General features: G+C 49.4%; 19 protein-coding genes, 1 pseudogene and 1 riboswitch. Of the genes and pseudogenes, 9 read left to right on the top strand and 11 right to left on the bottom strand.

Annotation, left to right across the window (positions count from 1 at the left end):
* Window positions 1–42: 42 nt before the first annotated feature.
* Entirely contained in the window at window positions 43–900 is an 858-nt protein-coding gene (locus J2Z65_RS19535; protein WP_167053040.1) for a YihY/virulence factor BrkB family protein, read from the top strand.
* 347 nt (window positions 901–1,247) lie between these two features.
* Here the strand turns inward: J2Z65_RS19535 and uvsE are convergent, their stop codons facing one another.
* Together uvsE and pyk are read right to left on the bottom strand one after the other, a co-directional pair.
* Window positions 1,248–2,204, bottom strand: a complete 957-nt coding sequence (uvsE, locus tag J2Z65_RS19530) for a UV DNA damage repair endonuclease UvsE (RefSeq protein WP_167053038.1) — start codon at window positions 2,202–2,204, stop codon at window positions 1,248–1,250.
* 217 nt (window positions 2,205–2,421) lie between these two features.
* Window positions 2,422–3,834: a pyruvate kinase gene (gene pyk / locus J2Z65_RS19525; RefSeq protein WP_167053036.1), complete on the bottom strand. Its 1,413-nt coding sequence runs from the start codon at window positions 3,832–3,834 to the stop codon at window positions 2,422–2,424.
* A gap of 119 nt (window positions 3,835–3,953) precedes the next feature.
* Here pyk and J2Z65_RS19520 point away from each other — a divergent pair, with 119 nt between their 5' ends.
* Complete coding sequence (locus J2Z65_RS19520; RefSeq protein ID WP_167053034.1) at window positions 3,954–4,736, top strand: AraC family transcriptional regulator; 783 nt, start codon at window positions 3,954–3,956, stop codon at window positions 4,734–4,736.
* A gap of 31 nt (window positions 4,737–4,767) precedes the next feature.
* On the opposite strand, the gene J2Z65_RS19515 is transcribed toward J2Z65_RS19520, so the two are convergent.
* The gene (locus J2Z65_RS19515; protein ID WP_167053032.1) at window positions 4,768–5,499 is read right to left on the bottom strand and encodes a DUF3105 domain-containing protein; all 732 of its coding nucleotides are present in this window, start codon (window positions 5,497–5,499) and stop codon (window positions 4,768–4,770) included.
* A 146-nt stretch (window positions 5,500–5,645) separates the two neighbouring features.
* A riboswitch (TPP riboswitch) is annotated at window positions 5,646–5,756 on the top strand.
* Window positions 5,757–5,854: 98 nt separating this feature from the next.
* On the opposite strand from J2Z65_RS19515, the gene J2Z65_RS19510 reads away from it, so the two are divergent.
* The 3 genes from J2Z65_RS19510 to J2Z65_RS19500 are packed head-to-tail and all read left to right on the top strand — an operon-like array spanning window position 5,855 to window position 8,736.
* Window positions 5,855–6,451, top strand: coding sequence for an ECF transporter S component (locus J2Z65_RS19510; protein ID WP_167053030.1), 597 nt, complete (start codon window positions 5,855–5,857; stop codon window positions 6,449–6,451).
* Between the two features lie 5 nt (window positions 6,452–6,456).
* Window positions 6,457–7,935 carry an ABC transporter ATP-binding protein gene (locus J2Z65_RS19505; RefSeq protein ID WP_167053028.1) on the top strand — a complete coding sequence of 493 codons (1,479 nt, stop codon included), beginning with the start codon at window positions 6,457–6,459 and terminating at the stop codon, window positions 7,933–7,935.
* Window positions 7,936–7,941: 6 nt separating this feature from the next.
* On the top strand, window positions 7,942–8,736 hold the full coding sequence (locus J2Z65_RS19500; RefSeq protein ID WP_167053026.1) for an energy-coupling factor transporter transmembrane component T family protein: 795 nt from the start codon (window positions 7,942–7,944) through the stop codon (window positions 8,734–8,736).
* Window positions 8,737–8,765: 29 nt separating this feature from the next.
* Here the strand turns inward: J2Z65_RS19500 and J2Z65_RS19495 are convergent, their stop codons facing one another.
* Window positions 8,766–9,209, bottom strand: a complete 444-nt coding sequence (locus tag J2Z65_RS19495; protein WP_167053024.1) for a YuzC family spore coat inner layer protein — start codon at window positions 9,207–9,209, stop codon at window positions 8,766–8,768.
* 175 nt (window positions 9,210–9,384) lie between these two features.
* The gene (locus tag J2Z65_RS19490; RefSeq protein ID WP_167053022.1) at window positions 9,385–10,986 is read right to left on the bottom strand and encodes an S-layer homology domain-containing protein; all 1,602 of its coding nucleotides are present in this window, start codon (window positions 10,984–10,986) and stop codon (window positions 9,385–9,387) included.
* A gap of 698 nt (window positions 10,987–11,684) precedes the next feature.
* On the opposite strand from J2Z65_RS19490, the gene J2Z65_RS19485 reads away from it, so the two are divergent.
* Window positions 11,685–12,260 (top strand): nitroreductase family protein, encoded by a 576-nt coding sequence (locus J2Z65_RS19485; RefSeq protein WP_167053183.1) that lies wholly within the window; start codon window positions 11,685–11,687, stop codon window positions 12,258–12,260.
* 162 nt (window positions 12,261–12,422) lie between these two features.
* On the opposite strand, the gene J2Z65_RS19480 is transcribed toward J2Z65_RS19485, so the two are convergent.
* The 6 genes from J2Z65_RS19480 to J2Z65_RS19455 all read right to left on the bottom strand — a co-directional run bounded on the left by J2Z65_RS19480 (window position 12,423) and on the right by J2Z65_RS19455 (window position 20,242).
* Entirely contained in the window at window positions 12,423–13,334 is a 912-nt protein-coding gene (locus tag J2Z65_RS19480; protein ID WP_167053020.1) for a pseudouridine-5'-phosphate glycosidase, read from the bottom strand.
* Entirely contained in the window at window positions 13,331–14,443 is a 1,113-nt protein-coding gene (locus J2Z65_RS19475; RefSeq protein WP_167053017.1) for a carbohydrate kinase, read from the bottom strand. The genes J2Z65_RS19480 and J2Z65_RS19475 overlap by 4 nt, the downstream gene beginning before the upstream one ends.
* Before the next feature lie 145 nt (window positions 14,444–14,588).
* Entirely contained in the window at window positions 14,589–14,978 is a 390-nt protein-coding gene (locus J2Z65_RS19470) for a hypothetical protein (protein WP_167053015.1), read from the bottom strand.
* A 100-nt stretch (window positions 14,979–15,078) separates the two neighbouring features.
* Entirely contained in the window at window positions 15,079–15,696 is a 618-nt protein-coding gene (locus tag J2Z65_RS19465; RefSeq protein ID WP_167053013.1) for a PH domain-containing protein, read from the bottom strand.
* A gap of 131 nt (window positions 15,697–15,827) precedes the next feature.
* Window positions 15,828–18,419 carry an Ig-like domain-containing protein gene (locus J2Z65_RS19460; protein ID WP_167053011.1) on the bottom strand — a complete coding sequence of 864 codons (2,592 nt, stop codon included), beginning with the start codon at window positions 18,417–18,419 and terminating at the stop codon, window positions 15,828–15,830.
* A gap of 533 nt (window positions 18,420–18,952) precedes the next feature.
* A complete protein-coding gene (locus J2Z65_RS19455) occupies window positions 18,953–20,242 on the bottom strand; it encodes a glycoside hydrolase family 18 protein (RefSeq protein WP_167053008.1) in 1,290 nt (429 codons plus the stop codon).
* A gap of 193 nt (window positions 20,243–20,435) precedes the next feature.
* Between J2Z65_RS19455 and J2Z65_RS19450 the strand changes: the two genes are divergently transcribed.
* From J2Z65_RS19450 to J2Z65_RS35710, 3 genes and pseudogenes are all read left to right on the top strand, one after another.
* A complete protein-coding gene (locus tag J2Z65_RS19450; protein ID WP_240159491.1) occupies window positions 20,436–21,209 on the top strand; it encodes a hypothetical protein in 774 nt (257 codons plus the stop codon).
* Window positions 21,210–21,219: 10 nt separating this feature from the next.
* Window positions 21,220–21,675: a hypothetical protein gene (locus J2Z65_RS19445; RefSeq protein ID WP_205300887.1), complete on the top strand. Its 456-nt coding sequence runs from the start codon at window positions 21,220–21,222 to the stop codon at window positions 21,673–21,675.
* Between the two features lie 168 nt (window positions 21,676–21,843).
* Window positions 21,844–22,050: pseudogene (locus J2Z65_RS35710) on the top strand (YiaA/YiaB family inner membrane protein); the annotation flags it as partial.
* Window positions 22,051–22,090: the final 40 nt, after the last annotated feature.

Here is a 22,090-nt window from a genome sequence, read left to right as displayed (position 1 = left end):
ATTTTATCACAATTCTTGAGCATTGAAAGGATAACTCTCTGTATGGTTATATCTAACTTGAAATTGCTCTGGCAGCAATTCCAAAAGCACGATGCCACGGGGCTGGCTGCGCAGTGCGCGTACTATTTCCTGCTGTCGCTGTTTCCGTTTCTGCTCTTTATATTGAGCCTGCTCGGGTATCTGCCTTTCTCTTCGGACGATGTCGTGGCGTTGATCAAAGACTATATACCCGGGGCCGTATCCGGCTGGCTTGAGGAAACCTTGACCAATCTGCTCGATGTAAAAAGGGGCGGAACGCTGTCCTTCGGGTTAATCCTCGCCTTGGTCAGCGCTAGCGCCGCGATGAATGCGATCGTGATCGCCGTGAACAAAGCTTACGGCCTGCCGGAGCGCAAAAGCTTCATTCATTCGCGATTTCTGGCTGTCATGCTGACCTTAGGCATGCTTATCGTCATTGCCTCCGCGCTGCTGCTGAGCGTGTTCGGGCATTGGATTGGGGACTGGGTGCAAGCGCATATCCATATGGCGACTACGACTGTCAACATTTGGAACAATCTTCGCTGGATCGCGAACTTTATCATTCTGTTCATTGTTTTTACAGGCATTTATTACATAGCTCCTAATACCTGCTTAACGTGTAAAAGTGTGCTTCCCGGCGCCTTCTTCGCCTCCCTAGGCTGGCAGGGGACAGGGCTGGGCTTCTCCTTCTATGTAAATAATTTTACGAATTACAGCGCCACTTATGGGAGTGTAGGGGGAATTATCGTACTTATGACGTGGTTCTATATTTCTGCCCTGCTCATCATTATCGGAGGGGAAATCAATGCCTTGAAGCATGTGAAGAGCCAGGAGCATATGCATACGGTCCCGCTGGACAACAAGGATAAGACGATTCGTTGATAGTGGCGACTGGCGGCACGGTTACTTAGCTGAATTTGCTATCGGCAACGGATGGGGGAGAACCGCTAGGAACTTAGAAGGAACTATGATCCTCTATTCTTCCCGAAAGCGATAACCTCGCCATTTGAAGAGAACGACAGTCCTCTATTTTGCCAAATCCAAATCAGCCTAAATATAGGCATTCATTGGGCAAATAGAGCCATCTAGTTCCCTCAATCACCAGGAATCGTCAATTTTGCTCAAATAGCGCCCTGTGGTTCCTCTAAGATTCATCTCCCGCCATCTCCGTCAAAAAAAGACCGTAAACCCAAGCAAGATTCGCTTAGTTCTACGGTTGTTTGGTTGCCTTACCATTCCAAAACACCACCATCGATGCGCTTGATGCCGCGAATCTTGCCGAGCTGTTCAGCGAGCCGGAACAAGGAGAGATCCTTCATCTTCGCCTCGATCATGACGTCCACGCGGTCAAGACCGGCTTCCTTGCAGCTTTTCAGAAAAGCGACGAGCTGATCCGGCTCAATGTAGTCGGCATGGGAGCGGAACTCCTTCGTATCCCTTGGGGATTTCGGAGAGGAGACGTGGATTTTCATTGGGATATCTCCCCATGTCTTCGCAATCTCCGGCAGCAGCTCCTGAGGCGTGGCTTTCGAGGGATTGCACCAATCATGGTGCAAGTCCAGCATGCAGGGGCGCTGCAGCTTTTGACTCACGGCTAGGGTTTCCTCCAGCGTGTAGGTTTTGTCGTCATTCTCGAAGGTGAGCCGCCGCATAATATGTTCTGGCACCTCAGGGATCTTTGCATACAGTCGCTCTGTCGCGGCTGCTTTGTCTCCGTACACGCCACCTACGTGAATGTTGATGATCGCGGATTCATCCAACCCCATTCCGTCGAGAATCGCTCCGTGATAGCGCAGATCCTGAATCGCTGCCGCCACGACCGAGTCACTCCCATTAAGCAGTGTGAACTGGTTTGGATGCATGCTCAGGCGAATGTCCTGAGCCTTTGCGAAGTCGCCGAGCTTCTTGAGCTCGTCCTTATATTCGTTGGTCACGTCAATCTGCACATCGGGGTGCGTCGCCAGTGGAATGAGCGACGAGGAGAGGCGAAACAAACGAATGCCATGAGCGGCATTGTAATAGAGGATGCGCTGCGTCGCTTCGAGGTTTTTACGTCCGATGTCGATCGCCCGCTGGAGGGCTTCCTCATACGGGCGCTGAGAAAAAAGCTTGTAGGTAAATGTCGAGCTGGGGGTATTATTGAAAATCGCGATTGCGATCGATACGAATCCTAGTCGGATAATCATGAGGTCCTCCCGTTACATGTGCGAAGTAAGAAGAAAGGAAAGACGAACAGTCTAGTTAGTCTGCCCAGAAAAAACAGCAGTCTACCTAGCCGCCGTACAGCATTTACTGTAAAGCATACAGGCGATTTTGACTGCTAGCGGTGGTTTCAGGCGATAAAATAGAGAAAAAGACACCAAGAAGGTGTCTTTTTCTCTATACAGTCTATATAAAACCGTCCTAAACCCGCTCAACCTTCAACAGGTTCGTCGTACCGGATTTCCCAACCGGAACCCCGGCGGAAACGACAGTAAGGTCGCCTTTTTTCACATAGCCAAGTGTTTCCGCATGTCCGATAGCCGAGCGAATCATCGCATCGGTCGACTCACAGAACTCGCCATGGATCGGGATCACGCCCTGAACCATGCTAAGCAGGTTGATCGCGTACTCATTGGAAGTTACCGCGATAATCGGCGCCTCCGGACGATACTTAGCGATCATACGAGCTGTAAAGCCGCTTTCCGTCGGCGTCAGGATCGCCGCAGCTTTCAGTTTGTTTGCGGAGGATACAACCGCTTGGCACAGTACTTCCGTCACTTCGTTGTTCGACTGCAGCTGTGCGTCGATCAAGGAGCTGCGCTCCATCGTTTGCTCGACACGTTCGGCAATCGTCGCCATCATCGTCACAGACTCGACGGGATACTTGCCTGCGGCAGTTTCGCCGGACAGCATGACCATGTCGCTGCCGTCAAGCACGGCGTTCGCAACGTCGCTCACTTCAGCACGCGTCGGACGCGGATTCCGCTGCATCGAATCTAGCATTTGCGTCGCTGTAATTACCGGTTTGCCGGCTAAATTACAGGCGCGGATCATATCTTTTTGCGCTATAGGAACTTCCTCCGTCGGAATTTCCACCCCAAGATCGCCACGCGCAACCATGATGCCGTCGGAAGCTTCAAGAATTGCAGCGAAGTTCGTCATGCCTTCTTCGTTCTCAATTTTTGAAACAATCGGCGTATTGCCTGCGCCATGCTGCTCTAGAATACCGCGAACTTCCTGAACATCGTTCCCGTTACGGACGAAGGACATCGCGATAATGGAGATGTTCTCTTCGACACCGAATTTAATGTGCATCACGTCACGCTCAGTTACACCCGGCAGAGATGTGCGTACACCCGGCAAGTTAACGCCTTTGCGCTGTTTCAGAACGCTTTGATTCAAGACGCTGCAAATGACTTCCGTTCCATCAATCGCTTCAACGCGAAGCTCAATAGACCCGTCATCAATGAGGACAAGATTGCCAGGCTGTACATCCTGCGGGAGGCCGGGATAATTGACGGAAACGCGGTTGCCATCGCCGATGATTTGTTCTGTCGTCAGGACGATGCGATCGCCGCTTTTCAAATCATAAGAAGCATCTTTGAGTTGGCCGATGCGGATTTCCGGTCCTTTGATATCCATCAGGATCGGAACGACAACACCAAGCTCCTTAGCCGCTTGACGTACGCGTTGAATGCGGCCGCGATGCTCATCCAAATCGCCATGCGCCATATTTAACCGGGCAACACTCATGCCGGAGCGAATTAATTCCTTTAAAGTCGGGACGGAATCGCAAGCAGGTCCCATTGTGCAAATGATTTTCGTTTTACGCATTGTTCAGGACTTCCTTTCGTTTAGGACGAATCAATTTTGGCTTCATTATATGCCTTATTTCGACAAAGTTCCATGAAATATAGTATGCTATATGTACTATGGTATACAGGTGATGGAAGATGAAGGTAACGAGCTATGCCTATGATAAAAGCAGCAATTGGTACGGAGAAGCACAGCAGGGGTGCCCCGATTGGACGCTCGTACTTGTGACTTACGGCCGCTGTGTCTATTGGATAAATGATAAGAAGCAAGTGTTGGAGAAAGGGCAGTGGCTGCTTATTCCGAGTAATATTCCCTTTTACGGAAGAAGTGTTCCAACGATGCTGCACGAAAAATATGTCGTACAGTTTGTGCCTGGTGAAACCCAAGAGTCATTCCCACTGCTAAGGCTGTCCAACGCAGCAAGCCGGATCACAAACAAATATGAACTTATTGTTGACCGGCTGCGCCACATCCATCAGCAATGGCAAGACAAACAGCCCTATTATCAAACGCTGTGTGAAGCGCTGCTAACAGAGCTGTTCGTTTATCTGCATCGAGAGTGGGATCATGAAGCTGCAACTAGTGCCACTCTTTTGTTAGTTGAGAGCATGAAGGGGTATATCCAGAACCACTACCGGGAGCATGTCACCAAGGATGAGCTGGGAGCCTGCATTAACAGATCGCCGAATTATGCAGCAACCTTATTTCGTAAAGTGACCGGCCAGACGATCAGTGAATTCGTACACGCTGCCAGGATCAAAACAGCCGTTTACATGCTCAAGCATTCCGCCTTGACGGTTACGGAAATATCCGATTTTATCGGGTACAATGATCCGTCCTATTTCTATCGTGTTTTCAGACGGCTGACCGGCCTAGTACCGACAGATTTGGTGTCCGACCGTGAAACCGTACGCAAGTAACGGGAATGTGTCTTAAAATGATCTCCGACGCTTACATCGTGCCGCCGCCGCGACGCACTTCGGACGGAATTTGCTCAGGTCCTTTATCGATGTTCTGATAGATGAAGGTACCTACGCTGGCTTCGTCAAACTTCGGAAGCTGCATCGTTTTGGTCCAAGCGGTTACGACCACTTCCATATCGCTGGGCACATCGGGATTTGCCACAGCCAATACACCGGCTCCCGCTTTTTTGAAATGGCTCAGATAGTCGAGTCGATCCAGCAGCTCTTTAGGCGCATCGGGGTGGTAATAGATGATTATATCGCCGTGCTCTAAATTATGGACAAGCATGGCATAAGTCGGTCTTTCTTTGTAAAAGCCGAACTTCAAGTCATGCGGACTGTGCGTCCCTGAGGTAGGGATTTTCATCTCGTACGTCAGCATGCCTTCGTCATGGCCGCGCCCGTAATCCTTATCCGTCGTGACCTGAATAGGGGCATTATAATTAAGCTTTTCTACGCTGTATTTGTTGGAAGAAGATTGGATCAGGGAAGTTCCCAAAGAGCAAACCGCCAAAATTACAAGCGTATGAGAGAGAATCAGCCACGTTTTCTGCTTTTGCTGCAGGGCCTGCTTCTCGGCCTTTTTCAGCTTGCTTGTGTTCGCTTTTTTCGCCTTCGCGGCGAGTACGTAGCCAATAATGGCCAAAATGAAAAGGGCTAGCCCTATATAAAGCAAAATAGCAACAACATTCGATCCGTTTTGCAGCGTGGAATGGTCCATTTGGTATAAGCTCCTTTATTATTAAAATCTTTTCGTACACTACATATTGTAGTTTCGTTATGGACAATAAGTCAAATCCTATGTAAAGATTCTCTGTAAAAAAGCATTGCCAAATACCGGTGAATCCGCTACAGTTAAGCCAAATGAATAAGCAACACGGGTGCTTGATGAAGTCAGGCTGAGATAGTGGCCCTATGCCGCTGACCGTTAATCTGATCTGGGTAATGCCAGCGTAGAGAATTTGAGTGCCTTTCTGCACTAATTTTATGCCTGCCGCATCCCGGTGGGCTTTTTTTGTCGTGTTCGCCTATCTCATTTTACAAATTTGTATTAAGAAAAGGAGTTGGAGGAACAGATGGCACAGAAACAAACAGGGACAAAAGGTTTAAAACTGACCGATATCTTGGTCACGATCGTGATCGCGGCGGTATTTGGGGTGATTTATCGCATATGGGGCCCGATGTACGATATTTTAAAACCTCTGGGTCTACACGCGGAGCAGTTAAGTTACGGCATGTGGTTCATGGCGGCTACGTTTGCCTTCCTTGTCATTCGCAAGCCCGGGGTCGCCTTGTTGGCGGAAGTAGCGGCTGCGACGATTGAGGCGCTTTTCGGAGGATCATGGGGTGTGTCGACGCTGGTTTACGGTATTCTTCAGGGGCTTGGTGCAGAGCTGATTTTTGCGTTATTTCTATATCGTCGTGCGAATGTGGGCGTAACGGTTCTTGCATCTTTCGCTTCTGCAGTGCTTTCACTATTCGTAGATAAATACTATGGCTATATTGATCAGCTAACGTTCTGGAACTACTGCCTGTTTATTGGACTCCGCCTTGCGGGCTCTGCGATTATTGCAGGTGTTTTTGCCTATTACTTGGCTGGAGCACTGGCTCGCACCGGAGTCCTTAGTCTGGTTCGTCCCGTCTCGAAGAAAGATTACGACGTGTTGGGGTAATGGGAATGAGCGAGAAAATCAGCGTTACCAATCTGAGGTTAAAATATCCCGGAGATGAGGCCCCCCTGTTATTTCAGGGGGTTTCCTTTTCGGTGAAGCCAGGGGAGAAGGTTCTGTTGCTCGGCCCAAGCGGTTGCGGCAAATCTACTCTGCTTCAAGTATTGAGCGGGATTGTGCCCGATATAATTGAGATCCCTCTTAAGGCAGATAGCATTGTCACACCCAGCCGGTGGGGTTATGTGTTTCAAGATCCTGACGCACAGTTCTGCATGCCGTATGTGGATGAAGAAATTGCTTTTGTCTTGGAAAATAGGCAGGTTCCCCGCGAGGAAATGCCGGCGCGAATTGCCCATTATTTACATTTGGTGGGGCTGCGGCTTGATGATACCCATACGCCAATCGGTCAGTTGTCGCAAGGCATGAAGCAGCGTCTGGCGATTGCGAGTGTTCTGGCATTAGAGCCGGAAGTGCTGTTTCTGGATGAGCCTACGGCGCTGTTGGATGAAGAGGGCACAGGGCTTGTCTGGGAGACCATCCGGTCCATTGGCGCTGACAAGACTTTGGTCATTGTAGAGCATAAAATTAGCGGCATTCTCGACCTCATCGACCGCCTGATTGTCATCTCCGCAGACGGGGAAATGCTCGCCGATGGATCGCCTCGATCTGTGTTTGAAACGTATAAAAAGCAGCTTGCCGACTACGGCATTTGGTATCCCGGCGTTTGGGAAGACTGTCACACTCGGCGCGAAGCGGAAAGTGCTGCTGCTAGTGCGATGCTTACTGGAAGGCAGCCGGTAATGTCTTTTCGCGATTTTGCCGGTATTCGCGGCGGACAGATCAAGACCTCTGTGGATAACTTAAGCGTCTATCCCGGCGATTGGATTACCGTCACCGGCGCTAACGGTGCTGGCAAAAGCTCGCTCCTGCTGGCCATCATGCGGCTCATTCCGACGCAGGGCAGCTGCTGGATCGAGGGTGTGAAGGGCAGCAAAATCGAGCAGCTTGCGGAGCAAGTCGGCTTCGTGTTTCAAAACCCTGAATTCCAATTCGTGACGAATTCGGTGGAGGAAGAACTGCTCTACTCCTTGCCGGAGGTGGAGGCGAAGGAAAGAGGCGCGCAGCAGGCCGCGATGGAGGAGCTGCTGCGGCAGTACGACCTGCTTGAGCTGCGCAAGCAGCATCCGTTCCAGCTCTCGATGGGCCAGAAGCGGCGCTTAAGCGTGGCCACCGCGTTGGTGCGCGGGCCGCGCATCCTGCTGCTGGATGAGCCCACATTCGGGCTCGACGCGCGCGGCACGATGCGCATGCTAGAGCAGCTGGAACGGCTGCGCACAGGCGGGACGGTTATCGTGATGGTGACTCACGATGAGGAAATCGTCAAACGCTGCGCTACGCGCGTTTGGCATGTTGAAAACGGCTGCGTGAAAGAGCTGCCGACAGAGATGTCTTCGCCTCTTGTCGCACTCGCCAGAGAAGGGGGATAAGTTGGTATGCAAATAACGTTCACATATCGTGAAACTTGGTTGCATCGGGTGAATCCGGGTGTGAAGCTTGTCCTGTCTTTGCTTCTGTTTGTTCTTGTCGTATTCACGCATAATCTGAATACAATGATGTATCTAACAGCCGGTACGCTGGTGCCGCTGTTCCTGTTTTCCGGCCAGCCGGTTAGGCGTCTGCTGCTGTATGCTTCGCCGTTCCTGCTCATTTTCCTCTCTTCAGCGGCGGGGATGATGATGTTCGGCAGCGGTGAAACGCTGTGGTTTCGGCTGGGTTTCGTTCGAATTACAGAGGAGAGCTTCTACCGTGGCCTACATCTCGGTTTTCGCGGCCTACAGGTCGCGGCGGTGGGGCTTCTGTTCAGCTTAACCACTCGTCCGGTTGCTCTTTTTTATGCGATGATGCAGCAGTGGAAGGTGGCGCCGAAGTACGCCTACAGCTTCCTAGCTGCCCTCCGCATGCTGCCCCTTGTCGTAGAGGAATTCCAAACACTGCGCTATGCGCTTAAGGTACGGGGCAAGAAGCGGCGCAATTGGCTAACGGGCTGGTATACGACGCTGCGCATGTATGCCATCCCTCTGCTTGCCCAAAGCATACGCCGCGCCCACCGAACGGCTGTGGCAATGGAAGCGAAGCGTTTTTCAACACACACAAAGCGGACCTACTACTATCTTTCAACTTACTCTAGCGTAGATATTTATTATATCGTTTACTGGCTGCTTCTTGTCGTTATAGCACAATGGATCGGAACGGTGTGGCCGATTTGGGATGCTCTCGACGTACGATAAGGACATTTTTTGGTGGGGATTAATTGTCCTTATTGCCCCCATTTCAGCATTAAGGTAACTTCACAGCATGGCATACCATCCGTATGGGGATCAATTGCAAACTTGACGGCGCTTGGCGAATAACTGGTCACAATTAATGATTTGGAGCCGAAGGAGTGGATGATGCGATCCACTTCTTTTTGATTGCCCTGTTGGGCGTACTTCATTAATTCGTGGGAGATGGCAGGATCAGCCAACTTTTGAATGACGAGTGAAGCGTCCTTGAGCAAATGCTGCGAGGCCGTCAGTGATTGAGAAAGTATTTTCGAATCGATAGCCGGATAATCACGATGCTCGTATGGGTTATGACCCATTGCAGTAGTGCGGTCCCAGCTTTCGTAGGGGGAGTAATAAGGTTGATAATTGAGGTATGCAGTTGGGGGATGCGGATATACCGGCTGTTGACGGTAGTAGTAAGCGGGATAGTCGTACATCGAAAAGCCCCTTTTCTTGGGAAATTGAGTGCGCAATAGCAATATATGTGAGATAGGCACAATGGTGCATGTTGCCTTTATCTGCGCAAATGCACGATATAAAGCATGAAAAAAGGCTACCCCTAAAGTAGATTAACTACTCTAGAGATAGCCTTCTTGGTCTGCATTTTACAGATTAGCGAGTCAGAGTCACATAGCTTGTAGCTTTTTGACCGGATGGGGCAACAGCTGTCAATTCGAAGGACGTCACGTTGCCTACCGCATGAACTTGGCCATCTTCGTCAACCGTTACGGTTCCAACTTGGGAAGCCGGATCTCCTTCAATATGATTGATGGAGAAAACTGTGCCCAAGGCAAAATTGTAATCGCCAATGTCTGTTTCCTTATATTCGATACCAGAGGCGTCGGTTAGAAGCAGATCCATCTCAGTGTATGCGTTGAAGTCAGCTTCGTACGTGCTGCCGACAACCGACATTTTTTGTGTAATTGAGGTTTCTTTTGCTTTGATCTCTTTGGTTATAACGGCGTCATTCGTGACAGTCACAGTAACGTGCAATTGCTTCGCTTCGCCGCTTCCAATCTGAACCGTTACAGTAACATCTGCTGTTCCAGCCTTGTTACCAATCACATAGGCACGGTGGTCTGAAGATACACCAACTTTAGCAACACCGGAATTGGAAGAGAACACGGATTGAACAATTCCAGGAGTTGCAACAACGTCTCCATTTGCCGCGGTCACTTTAATTTCGATTTCCTTAGCCAATTTACTTTTGGTCGGATCTTCTGCGATTGCTTTGGTGATCGAACCCGTTGCTGAGGACGTTATGCCACTGTCAATAACAGCAGGTAGCGTGTAGTTACCAGGAATTGTAACATTTCCTGTGTTCGTTGCAGCTACGCTGAAGCTTCCTGTAGCTGTTTGGATAGTAGAAGCATCTAGGCCACCAAGCGTTACAGTGTAATCACCCGCGGCAAGTGCAGCATCGATAGTCAGCGTTGCTGTGAGGCCATCCGTAGACCATGAAGTTGTGGCAGGAACCGTAGTAGTACCATTTTTTAGCGTTAAGGTTGCTTTCGCAGTGTCTACTTTTTTATTTAGAGAAACTTGAACCTGTTTATTATCGGATGAAGCCTGAACTTTCGTGACAGAAATGAGCGTTTGATTGTCGAAAGCTTGCTGAGCTGTATAGGAGCTTTGAACAAGGTCAGCGCGGTTGGCTAGTTGATCGCCGGATTTGCCAGCAGGATGAATGCCAAGCTCAGTTGCTTGTTTCACGGCATCGGAGTACCAAGGTGAACCCGTTACACTGACTTTTTTGCCAAGGCCTTTAAGAAGCAAAGTGTCGAGTTGACCCGCCGTTACGGAGTCGCCAGGAACGAAAGTCGTATCGGTCACACCGTCGATAAGACCCGCTTTTTTCGCAGCTTCGATGTAAGGAATGGCCCAACCGTTCGCAGCATCGTCCGCATGAACGTCAGTGAAGCTGGACACCTTAACAGTAGAATCGACTGGAATGTCGTAAATGAGAGTTGCCACTTTTGCAAACTGTGCGCGCGTCATATTTTCTGTGATGCCGAATGTGTCTTCGGACACGCCTTCGAAGATATTGGCTGCGAGCATGGCATCAATTTTGGCTTTCAAAGAAGCATCGATTCCGCTTAGATCCGTAAAATCTGTGCTGGTCTTGCCCGCCGCGGAAGCAGGATGAGTAAGTGCTGCAGAAGTGAACAAAGAAAAAGCCATAGCAGCTGTGGCGATCATTGTAAGTTTTTTCATTCGGTTAGTACCTCCTAGGGATGAAAAGTTTTATAAGAAATTAGAAATTTAATTGATCTAGTAGGATCCTAGCAATCTAGTATGCGTCGTTCTGTTGCTATAACTATATCTTGCCTGATAGAAAGTGTCATTGTCAAATTCTTGGCAGTCTAGGCAATAGAGTGCTAAAACGCGCGGCAATGCCTAATAACAGCTGACATGTGAAAGGACAAATAAAATTTCATACCTATATGATAGACTCAAAAGACTCCGCGAAAGTTGCAGTCGTTAAGAATTTTTTATCATTATAGAATCTCTATGTTATTGGGGAACTACAGGCCGCTATATTCCCCAAAAGATCCTTGAGGGAGAAGGAACTAGGATCCGCTATTTCCCCATTTGACATATATTTGGACGATGTGAGGTGGAATAAGAGCCTATAGTTCTCTCAAACCTTCCAAATACCGCTTTTCGCTTAAATAAGGGAATGGAGTTCCCCATATTGGGTTTAGACAAGGACCTAGCCGCAGGCTAGGTTTTTATTATTTTAAAGAGATCTGTATGTTTGTGGTTGCATCATCACTCATGTCACAATAGACTTAGAGTAGGAAGAAAAGTAGTTGAGTGGACTTGCACATGAGAGAAACAATCTGTGGAAGAAGAAGCGAAAAAAGGCTAGGGAAGTCAAAATAGAATTTAATGAGTGGAGTGGCAAAAGCATGGACGTAAAAGAAGCGATTCGCAGTCGGCGCAGTATTGGCAAGGTCAAGCAAGATCCCGTCGATAAAGCGCTGATTGAAGAGATTTTGGAAGCGGGTACGTGGGCGCCGAACCATTGTCATACCGAGCCGTGGCGGTTTTGGGTCATGACGGGAGAAGGTCGCGGACTGCTGGGGAAAGGTTATGCCGAAGTGGCGGCGGCAGAAGCAGATCCCGCTCTGTCCAAGGAAGAGCTGGCTAAGCTGAAAAGCGCTCAGGAGAAAAAAGCGTTTCGCGCGCCGGTAGTTATCGCCGTGGCGGTAACCCCAACGGCACACGCGATCGTGCCTGAGGTGGAGGAGTACGCTGCTGCGCACTCAGCGGTACAGAATATGATGCTGACCGCGCACTCGCTGGGTCTGGGTACGATCTGGCGGACAGGCGCGCCAACCTATCATCCGAAAATGCGCGAAGCTTTCGGCCTCGCCGCGAAGGAGGAGCTAGTCGGCTTCGTCTACATCGGCTACCCGGACATGGCTCCTCCTAGAGCGGAGCGCACCCCGTTTGCGCAGAAAACGCTCTGGGTCAGCGAGTAGAGCCCACTGAATATATAACGGCAAAAAGTGCAGCAAATTCCCCGTGAGTAAATGACGATCGCGGGCAATTTTGCTGCACTTTTTGCATGTGCGCGAGCAGCGATTTTAAAAACCCTCCATTTCCACAATAACCGTGGAAATGGAGGGTTGGGGTATACAGATTTAGTTCTTCAGCGCAACCGCGATCCTCGCGGCGGTTTCCGCATTGTGGTACACGAGCGCGATGTTTGTCTCCAAGCTGCGGCCTTCGGTCAGCTGTTTGATGCGCGCTAGCAGGAATGGCGTGACCTTTTTACCGGTCACGTTCTGCTCTTTGGCTTCAGACAGCGCCTGCTGGATGAAGCCTTCGATCTCGACATGGTCCATGGCGGATTCCGCAGGGACCGGATTGGCGATGATGGCGCCGCCGGCAAGGCCCAGCTCCCACTTCGTGCGGAGCATAGCCGCAACCTCGGCAGCCTCATCGAGGCGGAAGTCCACGCCGTAGCCGCTTTCGCGGGCGTAGAAGGACGGGAACTCGCTCGTTTTGTAACCAACCACGGGAACGCCGTGGGTTTCCAAGTACTCGAGCGTGCGGCCGATATCGAGAATCGACTTCACGCCTGCGCAGACAACGGCAACGTTCGTTTGTGCCAGTTCGGTCAAATCGGCGGAGACGTCCATGGTCACTTCGCCTTCGCGATGAACGCCGCCGATGCCGCCGGTTGCGAATACTTCGATGCCCGCCAGCGCAGCGCCGATCATTGTGGCAGCAACCGTCGTCGCGCCGATTTGGCCTGACGAGAGGATGTACGGGAAGTCGCGGCGGCTGACTTTTTCTACATGAGGGTTCGTCGCAAATGCTTCGAGCTCCTGCTCGTTTAAGCCGATCTTGATTTTGCCGTCCATAATCCCAATCGTTGCAGGAACCGCACCGTTATCGCGGATGATCTGTTCGACTTTTTTGGCCATTTCTATGTTTTGCGGGTAAGGCATTCCGTGGGAGATGATGGTGGTCTCCAGCGCAACGACAGGTTTATTGTTTGCCAAAGCCTCTTTAACTTCATCGGTAAACGTTAAGTAAGTTGTATTCATGATAGCGATTCGTCTCCTTTTGTCAGGTGAAGTAGTGTTTGTTGCAGCCGGTCTTCCGTCAGCTCGCTCGCGACAGATTGATCGGTTTGGAGCGTAATATGGGAAGCAGCGAGTCCATAGTTGCAGGAGTCCATATAGGTGGATTGCCTCATGACACCGTAAGCAATACCGGCGACAAAAGCATCGCCTGCGCCTGTGACCTCCACGACTTTGGTGGGAATAGGTTTGAAGAGCCGCTCGCCTTCCTCGCCGGCGTACATGACGCCTTGACTGCCAAGCGTAATAAAAACGTGACGGACGCCTCGTTCGCGGATCGCGCCTGCAATCATGCTGTAATCGTTGCTGCTGCCGGGGGTGATCCCGGCGAGCTGGCAAGCTTCTTCGAGATTGGGGAAAATCGCCGTCACACCGCGCAGTTCTTGCGGAAGCTTTTTGGCTTTTTCCGAAGACACAGGATCGATGAATAATGGAAGGCTTTCTTCCCTGCACCGATCAATCAATTCTCCGAGCGTCTCAGCGGGTAGATTCGTGTCGGCAATGACGAGCTTGGCTGAGGCGACATGCGGCCATTTGTCCCGAAGCAGGGCCGGTGTGCATTTATCGTAAATGTCCATGTTCGCAAAAGCGAGGAACATTTCGCCCGTCGCATCGAGCAGCGCCGTATACGTCCCGGTGTTCTCGCCTTGGAGAACAATAGCTTGACTGACGTCAACGCCGCGTTTTCGCGTTTCCTCCAGCACCCACTGGCCTGCCTTATCGTCGCCTACAACGGTGAGCAGTGCGGTCTGGCATGCCAGTCCAGCCAGCGTCTCCGCGATGTTACGGGCAACTCCGCCGCAAGATTCCGTCACTCTGACCGGATTCGAAGAGGCGAGCCGAATGGCCTGCTTGCTGGTGGCTTTACTGTCCAGATTCGCACCGCCGATACACATGACCGTATTCTCATCGGATGTCACATAAGCCCGTCCGCGGATCGTCCCTTTTTTGGTCAGGGCAGCGATGTAGCCGGCTACGGCGGATCGGGAGATGCCGATGATGCTGGCCATTTCATGTTGAGAAATGAATGGATTTTGACGAATGAGCGCTAAAATTTGCTGTTCACGATCCATGAAGTGGCTCCTTTCGATCGTTGACTATCTCTAGTTTATCGTAATGACAAACAAATGTCCAATGACAAAACTTTTGTTTGAGAGGTGATATAAATGAAAAGGAGCCGGCTTCCCAAGATAAGGGGAACCATGCTCCTTTAATAGCTTATTCCGAGTAAGAAGACTCCGATCGGCCTCTGATTCCAAGCAGGCCAAGCAGTCCCAGAAGCCCGATGTAATTCCATCCGGTCCAGCCCTTATCTGCTTTCTCCTGTGTATGGACCATTAAGGCCTTCATGGATGTCGGCGGTGTAAGTCCATATGCCGCGGCATGTTGATTCATATCCGTAGTCATCTGCAGCCTTGCGTCTGCACCCGGCATGCCGAAAGGATTCGTGTGAAAAAAAGTGGGTGAGCCTTGCTTGGCCGCTTCCCAGCTTTCAGCTCTCGTAATCGTTTGTTGGTTATGCGGATGCATGCGATAATGATGAGCCCCGAGCAGGGCGGTTATGCACAGAAATGAAATCAAAGCCAACTTCATAAAACGGGGTAACATGTTCCATACCTCCAAGCACTTGTGCAATAGTTGTCTGTAAATGCAGGTATGGATATATTCCCCTATGTACGAAAACTTATGTATACACCGTTAGGGTATTTTATTGATTAATGAATTTCTCAAAGACAAAGCCGAAATCCTTCACCTTGTACGTCTTATGTGTGCTTACGAGCCAGTCGAAAGCTCCTTGATTTACTTGCTTGAATTCCTCCGATAAATGCTGCGCCTCCGACTTTGTCGTACGGTTTAATGTGGAAGCAGCAAGCTCGATGCTTTGCTTCGCATAATCAAGGAAGTGTTCATTTTCCTGTGTAATTTCGGAGATTTTAAACAGTGCCTTATACAGGTCTTTCAGCTCTTCAATATGCTTTTTGTGCACATCAATCGAGAAATTGACGGGGCCGAGCGCGAATTTAATTTCCACATCGAGATCCACAGTGCCTGCCGTTTCCAAAGATACCTGTGAAATGGCATACTTGCTGTAAGGGTAGCGGTGCAGCACTCGTTTCTTGCTTACGGCGCTTGTGCCGTCAAGATGAATCAACGCTTGGTTCGTGAAGCAGTACTCATCCGATTTGGACTTAATCAAAAAGAAAATCTTCTCGTTATCCTCATGCAGGACATAATCATCGGCATCGACCTTGTCGTAATTTTCAGGCTTGATTACCGAACCTACGTCACTTAACCCCAGAATGTCTGCTGCTACTCTTCCGAACATCTCATCAATCCTCTCCTAAGCAAATAATTACCTTTTTAGTATAGTACAAAACATGGAAAGCAGGCGAGTGTTATGCATTAAAAAGAGGCTATCCGCAAGCAGATCCTTCTACTTTTGGAATAGCCTATGATTTATTTGGTCACCGTCACTTGAACGGTTGTTTTCATATTGGAGTACGTAACTGTAATTCTTGCAGTCCCTTTGCCGGTTGCTTTGATGATACCGTCTTTCACATCTGCGATCATAATATTCGACGAGGTCCATAAGGCTGGCTTCGTGACATCTTCTTCCGATCCGTCCGTGTAAGTAGCGAGAGCTTCAACCTTGGCCGTGCTGCCTTCTTTTAACTCGATTTTGACGACATCGGTTTTCAAATATTTCAGTGAATCGATTTCCACCGGAATCGCGACCATTTTGCCGCCGAAGGATCCGGTAATCGTTGTTTTCCCTGAACCTGTAGCCGTGAAAAGTCCATTCGTTACGGTACCCAGCTTATAGGCGCTCACTTTCCATGTGGCATCTCCGGTGACATCTTTGGTTGTGCCGTTAGAAAGTGTCGCCGTTAATTTCACCTGGACTTGGTCGCCGCTTTTTGTCACGATGAAAGACTTATCTGCCACGAGTCCCGCAACAACACCGATCTCAACCGGGATGGATACACTTTTACCGCCGTAGGTAGCCGTGATTGTAGCTTTTCCTCGGGATACCGGGGTAACGACCCCTTTGGACACTAAGACAATGGCGCTATTGCTTGTTTTCCACTCGGCATCAGCCGTGACATTGCGAGCTGCGCCTGAGGAATCGGTCGCGGTAAGAACGATAGAACGTGTTTCATTCATGTCAAAAACCAGATTAGGCACACTGGCCGTCAGGTCGCTTGCCATATCGACCTGAACGGCAACCGTTACTGTTTTGTTATCCAGCTGAGCAGTCAGCGTCGTTTCCCCGGAAGCAATAGCTTTCACTTTTCCGCTGTCAACCGTGGCTGCTTTTGCATTACTGCTGGTCCAAATTACGTCGGAGGTAACATCTTTCTTCGTATCATCCGTATAAAGGGCTTCGACGTTCAACGCAACCGTATCGCCTTTTTTCATAATCAGTTTCTCTTGGCTGACCGTTAAGCTCTTCAAGACGCCTACCGATACTTGAATGACTGCCGTGCGTGTGCCATATTTCGCGGTAATGGTCGCTGCACCGGTTGCAAGACCTGAGATGTCGCCGCTACGTGCCTCGGCAATATCTTTGGAGCTGGTTGTCCACTCGGCCTTGTTCGTGACATCGATTTCTCTTCCGTCCTTGAAAGAGGCCATTAGCGTAACTTTGTCGGAGCCGCCAATTTGTAAATTCACGATTTTTTTGCTTGGTTTGATCACTGTTGGGACATCGACTTCAACTTTGGTTGTCGTTGTTTTGCCGCCGTACTTCGCAGTTACCGTGGCGGTACCGGCTTTGTATGTTGTGATTTTTCCTTTAATGACAAAAGCAACATTCTCATCATCCACGCTCCAATCAGCACTGTCCGTTACGACTGCGCTTGTGCCGTCGGCATAGGTAGCGCGCAGAACCAGAAGCTGCTCCTGACCCGTTTGTAAGGAAACAAGATCGGTATCTACAACCAATCGGCGCGGAATTTCCACGTCCACGTCCGCCGTGACTGTTTTTTCACCGTATTTCGCATAGATTGTCGCCTCTCCAATGGCTAAAGCAGAGAGCTTACCTTTCGAAACCTGGACGATATTCTCGTCACTGGACGCCCATTCAGCGCGATCTGTAATATCTTCTATTTTTCCATCGGCATACGTCGCGGTCAGCTTCAGTGCGCCGGTCGCATTTTTCTTCAAAAGGATGTTTTGTTTATCCAATTCGAGCTTGAGCGTGCTATCCACGTCAACGGTAATCGTTGTAGATTTGGTGCCGTATGTTGCTGTCAGGTTGGCCGTTCCCACACTGTAGCCCGTAACCTTGCCCTTGATGGCATCGGCGACTTTGGCTTTATCAGTTGTCCAGACAACTTTTTCGGATACGTCGGCAATGTCGCCGTTCGGATAAGTTGCCATAATTTTAATATCTTCCGTGCCATTCAGCAGTAAGGATACGCTTGCTTTCTCAGCGTCAATACGACGGACAACCTCAACATCGACATCGAGGGTCAGAGATTGATTCATGTATTTGATGGTTACGGTTGTACTGCCGGGATTTTGTCCCTTCACCAAACCATTTGTCACAGTTGCGATCGAACTTGTATCTACGGTATAGTCCGCTCTACTCGTCACATCCTCGGATGTGCCATCATCGTAATAAGCGTTGATTGCAAGCTGTTCTGTTGCATTAAGACGCAGCTCGAGAGACCGCTTGTTTGTGGTTAACGATTTTACTTTTTTGCTTACGGTGACATTCACGATTTCGGTTTTGCCCATATAGGTAGCGGTAATGACGGCTTTCCCTTCTTTTTTGGCCGTTACTACACCTGCATAGACGGAAGCAACATCTGTCGTGCCGGAATTCCAATCCGTTTTGACTGTTGCATTCTCTGTAGAGCCGCTTACGAAAATGGCGGTTGCCGTCAGATTCGCGGTATCTCCAACTTGCAGAGCAAGCTCATTCTTGTTCAGGACAAGTTTGGAAATCTCCTCGGCGGCAAAGGCGTTTCCAACGACTAATGATTGACTGGCTAAAATGAAGATGAATACCAAGGTTAACCACTTGCTGTGTCTTAACTTCACGATCTAATCCCTCCGATATCGTTCCGTAATAAGTTGTGAATAAAAAATAGGGAACTTATTTAATATCGGTATTGAAAGATACGAAATGAATAGCTGTCACAATATGTACCCAAATTCAACCTTGGGATGATAAATGATGCTTCACTTTTTAATGTACGCAAGCGATTATTTGCCGACAACTTGGATCAACGAAGTAGGGAGCAACGTCCATACCATGAACGATCGGCTTTTAGAACATATTTTAACACCGGACAGCCAATTACGGATTCTGCGAATATAGGAGCGTCAGCGAGCCAGGATTCAGCGGCCGCCAATGAGGAACAACTCGCCATGATGGAGGAGATTTCAGTCTCTTCCAGAACCTTGTCCGATATGGCAGGGCAGCTTCAACAGGCGGTTGACCGTTTCCGTGTGTAAACAAGCGGCAAAAAAGGATAGAGTCGTCATAGCCACTGACACTCTATCCTTTTTATGTTTCGTGCATGGGAACTACAAGGTGTTAGTTCACCGAACTGCACCAACTGCACCACCGCTTAAGCACGTTTGACGACTTTGAAATTTTCTTCAAGCAGCAGCCAGTTCTGAGGAAATTTGAGCCCCAGCTTCCAGTAACTGATGCCCCGTAAGCCAAGTTCCTTCAATAGACGGAACTTCGCCTGAATGGAGCGGGCATCCTCGAACCAGACGGTATGCTCCTTGCCGGCATCATCCCAATAGTTGAAGTGCGGAGCCTGTGCTGTGTAATCGTATAAGATTTGGGCATTGTACTTACGCGCCAAATCAATCGCAGCTTGCGGGGAGACGGCTTTGGCGAAGGGGCCGCCTTTGACAAAGGGCAGCGTCCAGTCATAGCCGTACAAATTTTGACCCATCATCACTTTGGAAGCCGGCATTTCGCTAACCGCATACTCCAGTACTTTGCGTACGGGACCGATGGGGGAGACCGCCATGGGAGGACCCCCGCTGTAGCCCCATTCGTACGTCATAATGACGACGAAGTCAGCAATTTGACCATGCGCTTTGTAATCGTGAGCGGAGTACCATTCACCGGCTTGGGCTGCGCTTGTTTTGGGCGCGAGCGCCGTTGACATCAGGTAACCTTGCTGATGAATCTGATCAGCCGCTTTCCGCAGGAAGCGGGTGTACGCATCGCGATCACTCGGATATAAATGCTCGATGTCGAAGTGAATATCCTTGAAGCCAAGCTCCTTAGCTGTCGTTAGAATGGTTTGGAGCAGGCGGTTCTGCACGGTTTCATCTGTGAGAATAATATGCCCGAGCTCCGCGCTGAACTGATCCTTCTCGAGGTTGGTTACAACCATCATCAAGGTGGTACCATGCTGCGAGGCGATTCCTCGGAGATCATCGAGCGGCGGGTGCTGTAAAGTGCCGTCCCGTTTAATGCGGAAGGAGAAGGGAGCTAAATAGGTGAGATGTGGGGCCGCTTCTCTAGAGGCTTGAATTAAAGCGGGCGACACTTCGCTCCCCCGTGGTTCCAAGTAGGCATTTACTTCTGCCTGCGTACGGGGAGTTGGCGGGAGATAGAGACGAAATCCAACGGGCAGTGGGTGATACAACGTGAGTCCATTCGTAGTTGCAAGCACGTGGAGGTCAAGGCCCAGCTTATGAGCGATCGAATAGAGGCTTTCTCCGGGTTGCACCCAATAGTACGAGCCTACAATTGGAATAACCAATGCCTGTCCGATCACCAGTGATTGGCTGGGCGTCATTTCGTTGGCTGCTGCAATTGTATCCACAGATACACCATATGTTTGCGAAATGCGATATAACGTCTGTCCTCTCTGGACAACGTGGATTTGCATGGGGATTCCTCACTTTCTTTCGTAAGCAAGGAACCGGATCCGAGCCTACTTTAACTTTTTCTTTACCATATTCCAAGCAAACCAGATAGGTGTATGTCTATGCGCAAACAATTGTCGCAAAGGAATGCATATCTTACTCACCAGCGAAGATAATAGAATAACTGGAAACTTATTCTTCATAAGGATGCTGCACATGCTACAGAAACCACGTCGTCAAATTGCTTTCGTAAGTTTATTAGGCATTACTCAGCTCCATTTGCGGAATCCATACATCATTGCTTGGTGGTCTGCGGCTTTTCCGGGTTTTGGCCATTTGCTGCTATCCAAGTACTTTCGCGGCTTTATGCTCATTGGTTGGGAGATGCTGATTAACAGCCAAATGCATTTAAATGAAGCTATCGTGTACACCTTTACCGCTCAATTCGACAAAGCCAATGAAGTGCTCAACATCCGCTGGATGTCTCTCTACGCTCCTGTTTATTTATTTTCTATCTATGATAGCTATCGCACCTCTGTGGATTTGAACCATCAATATTTACTTGCCAGGCGGGAAAACGCACCGGTCGAATCATTCAAAATGTCCGGCATGGAGATTAACTACCTGGATAAACGCTCCCCTTGGCTGGCGGTCGTCTGGTCCCTGCTGATGCCGGGGATGGGGCAGTTGTATACGCATCGAATCATTAATGCTTTCTTCGTCCTGGTGAACTGGATTGTTGTTTCCTATTTATCGCATTTACTTGAGGGAATCCATTATCTCCTATACTGGGACTTATCCAGAGCCGCTAGCGTTCTAGATATGCATTGGATTCTTTTTCTGCCTTCCATATATGGGTTTGCCGTTTATGATGCTTATGTCAATACAGTCGAGTATAACAAGTTGTTTGATCACGAACAGGCTGTAATGTTGAAAAGAAGCTATCAGCCCCCACAATTTCCGTTTCCTAAATCATTGCTTCGAAAATGAGGAGGTTACCATGCATGTCATAGCGTCATTTGAACACTCAATTTATTTGGAGCTGGCAATTACGGCTATTGAAGAAGCGGGTATTCTCAAGGAAAATATTTATGCGGTTCCGTTAATTGAGCGACCTAGCAAACCTACGATGTTCGACAGTATCCACGGGGCGGATGGCATTAGTTTATTTGATGCCGGGACTGCTTTGGCGACAGCCTTCACGGTCATTGGCTCTACTTATGGCTTTGTATTAAAAGGCGGGGCTATCCTGTGGGGGCTCATTGGCGCAGCTGTGGGGTTTATGCTCGGGGTCCTTATTGATATTTTGCATAAAAAGAAGAAAGGCGAGAAACCGGCAGCCCCAGGCAAGAGAACGGAAGTGGTCGTCCTCGTCAATTGCACGAAGGAGGAGGCCAAGCACATTCAAACGGCTTTCTGGAATCATATGGCGTTAGGTGTGGCCATTTGCGATTGAGGTTCCCATCACCATTTCGACGCTCTTACGGCTTGCTTCCTTCCGTAGGCAGATCGATGGGTACTATTGGTAAATAGTACTATTTAGAATGATTTACGTCTCCTATAATAAGTATCAAGAGCTAGATACTACACGGTTGCAGCAGCAGCCACAGGAGGATTATCAGAGATGATACTCAATAATCGGAGACGGAATACCGCGGCATTTACTTTTATGGCATGGGCATCTTTTCTCGGCGCTTTCCTGGCCATGTTCATAGGTATATACACATTAGAAGAATCGCTGAGTGTAAAAGGTTATTTTGCAGTGTGTGCTTTATTCCTAACGATGTCGGCATTTGTCTTGCAAAAGGTCATTCGCGATAATTTAGAGGACGGCTACGATTCTCGCAAACGAAATACATCGGCCTTTACCT

The sequence above is a fragment of the Paenibacillus aceris genome (genome assembly GCF_017874035.1).
Taxonomy (GTDB): Bacteria; Bacillota; Bacilli; order Paenibacillales; family NBRC-103111; genus Paenibacillus_E; species Paenibacillus_E aceris.
Note: the sequence above shows the minus strand (reverse complement) of the source record. Positions and strands in the feature narration are given on the sequence as shown.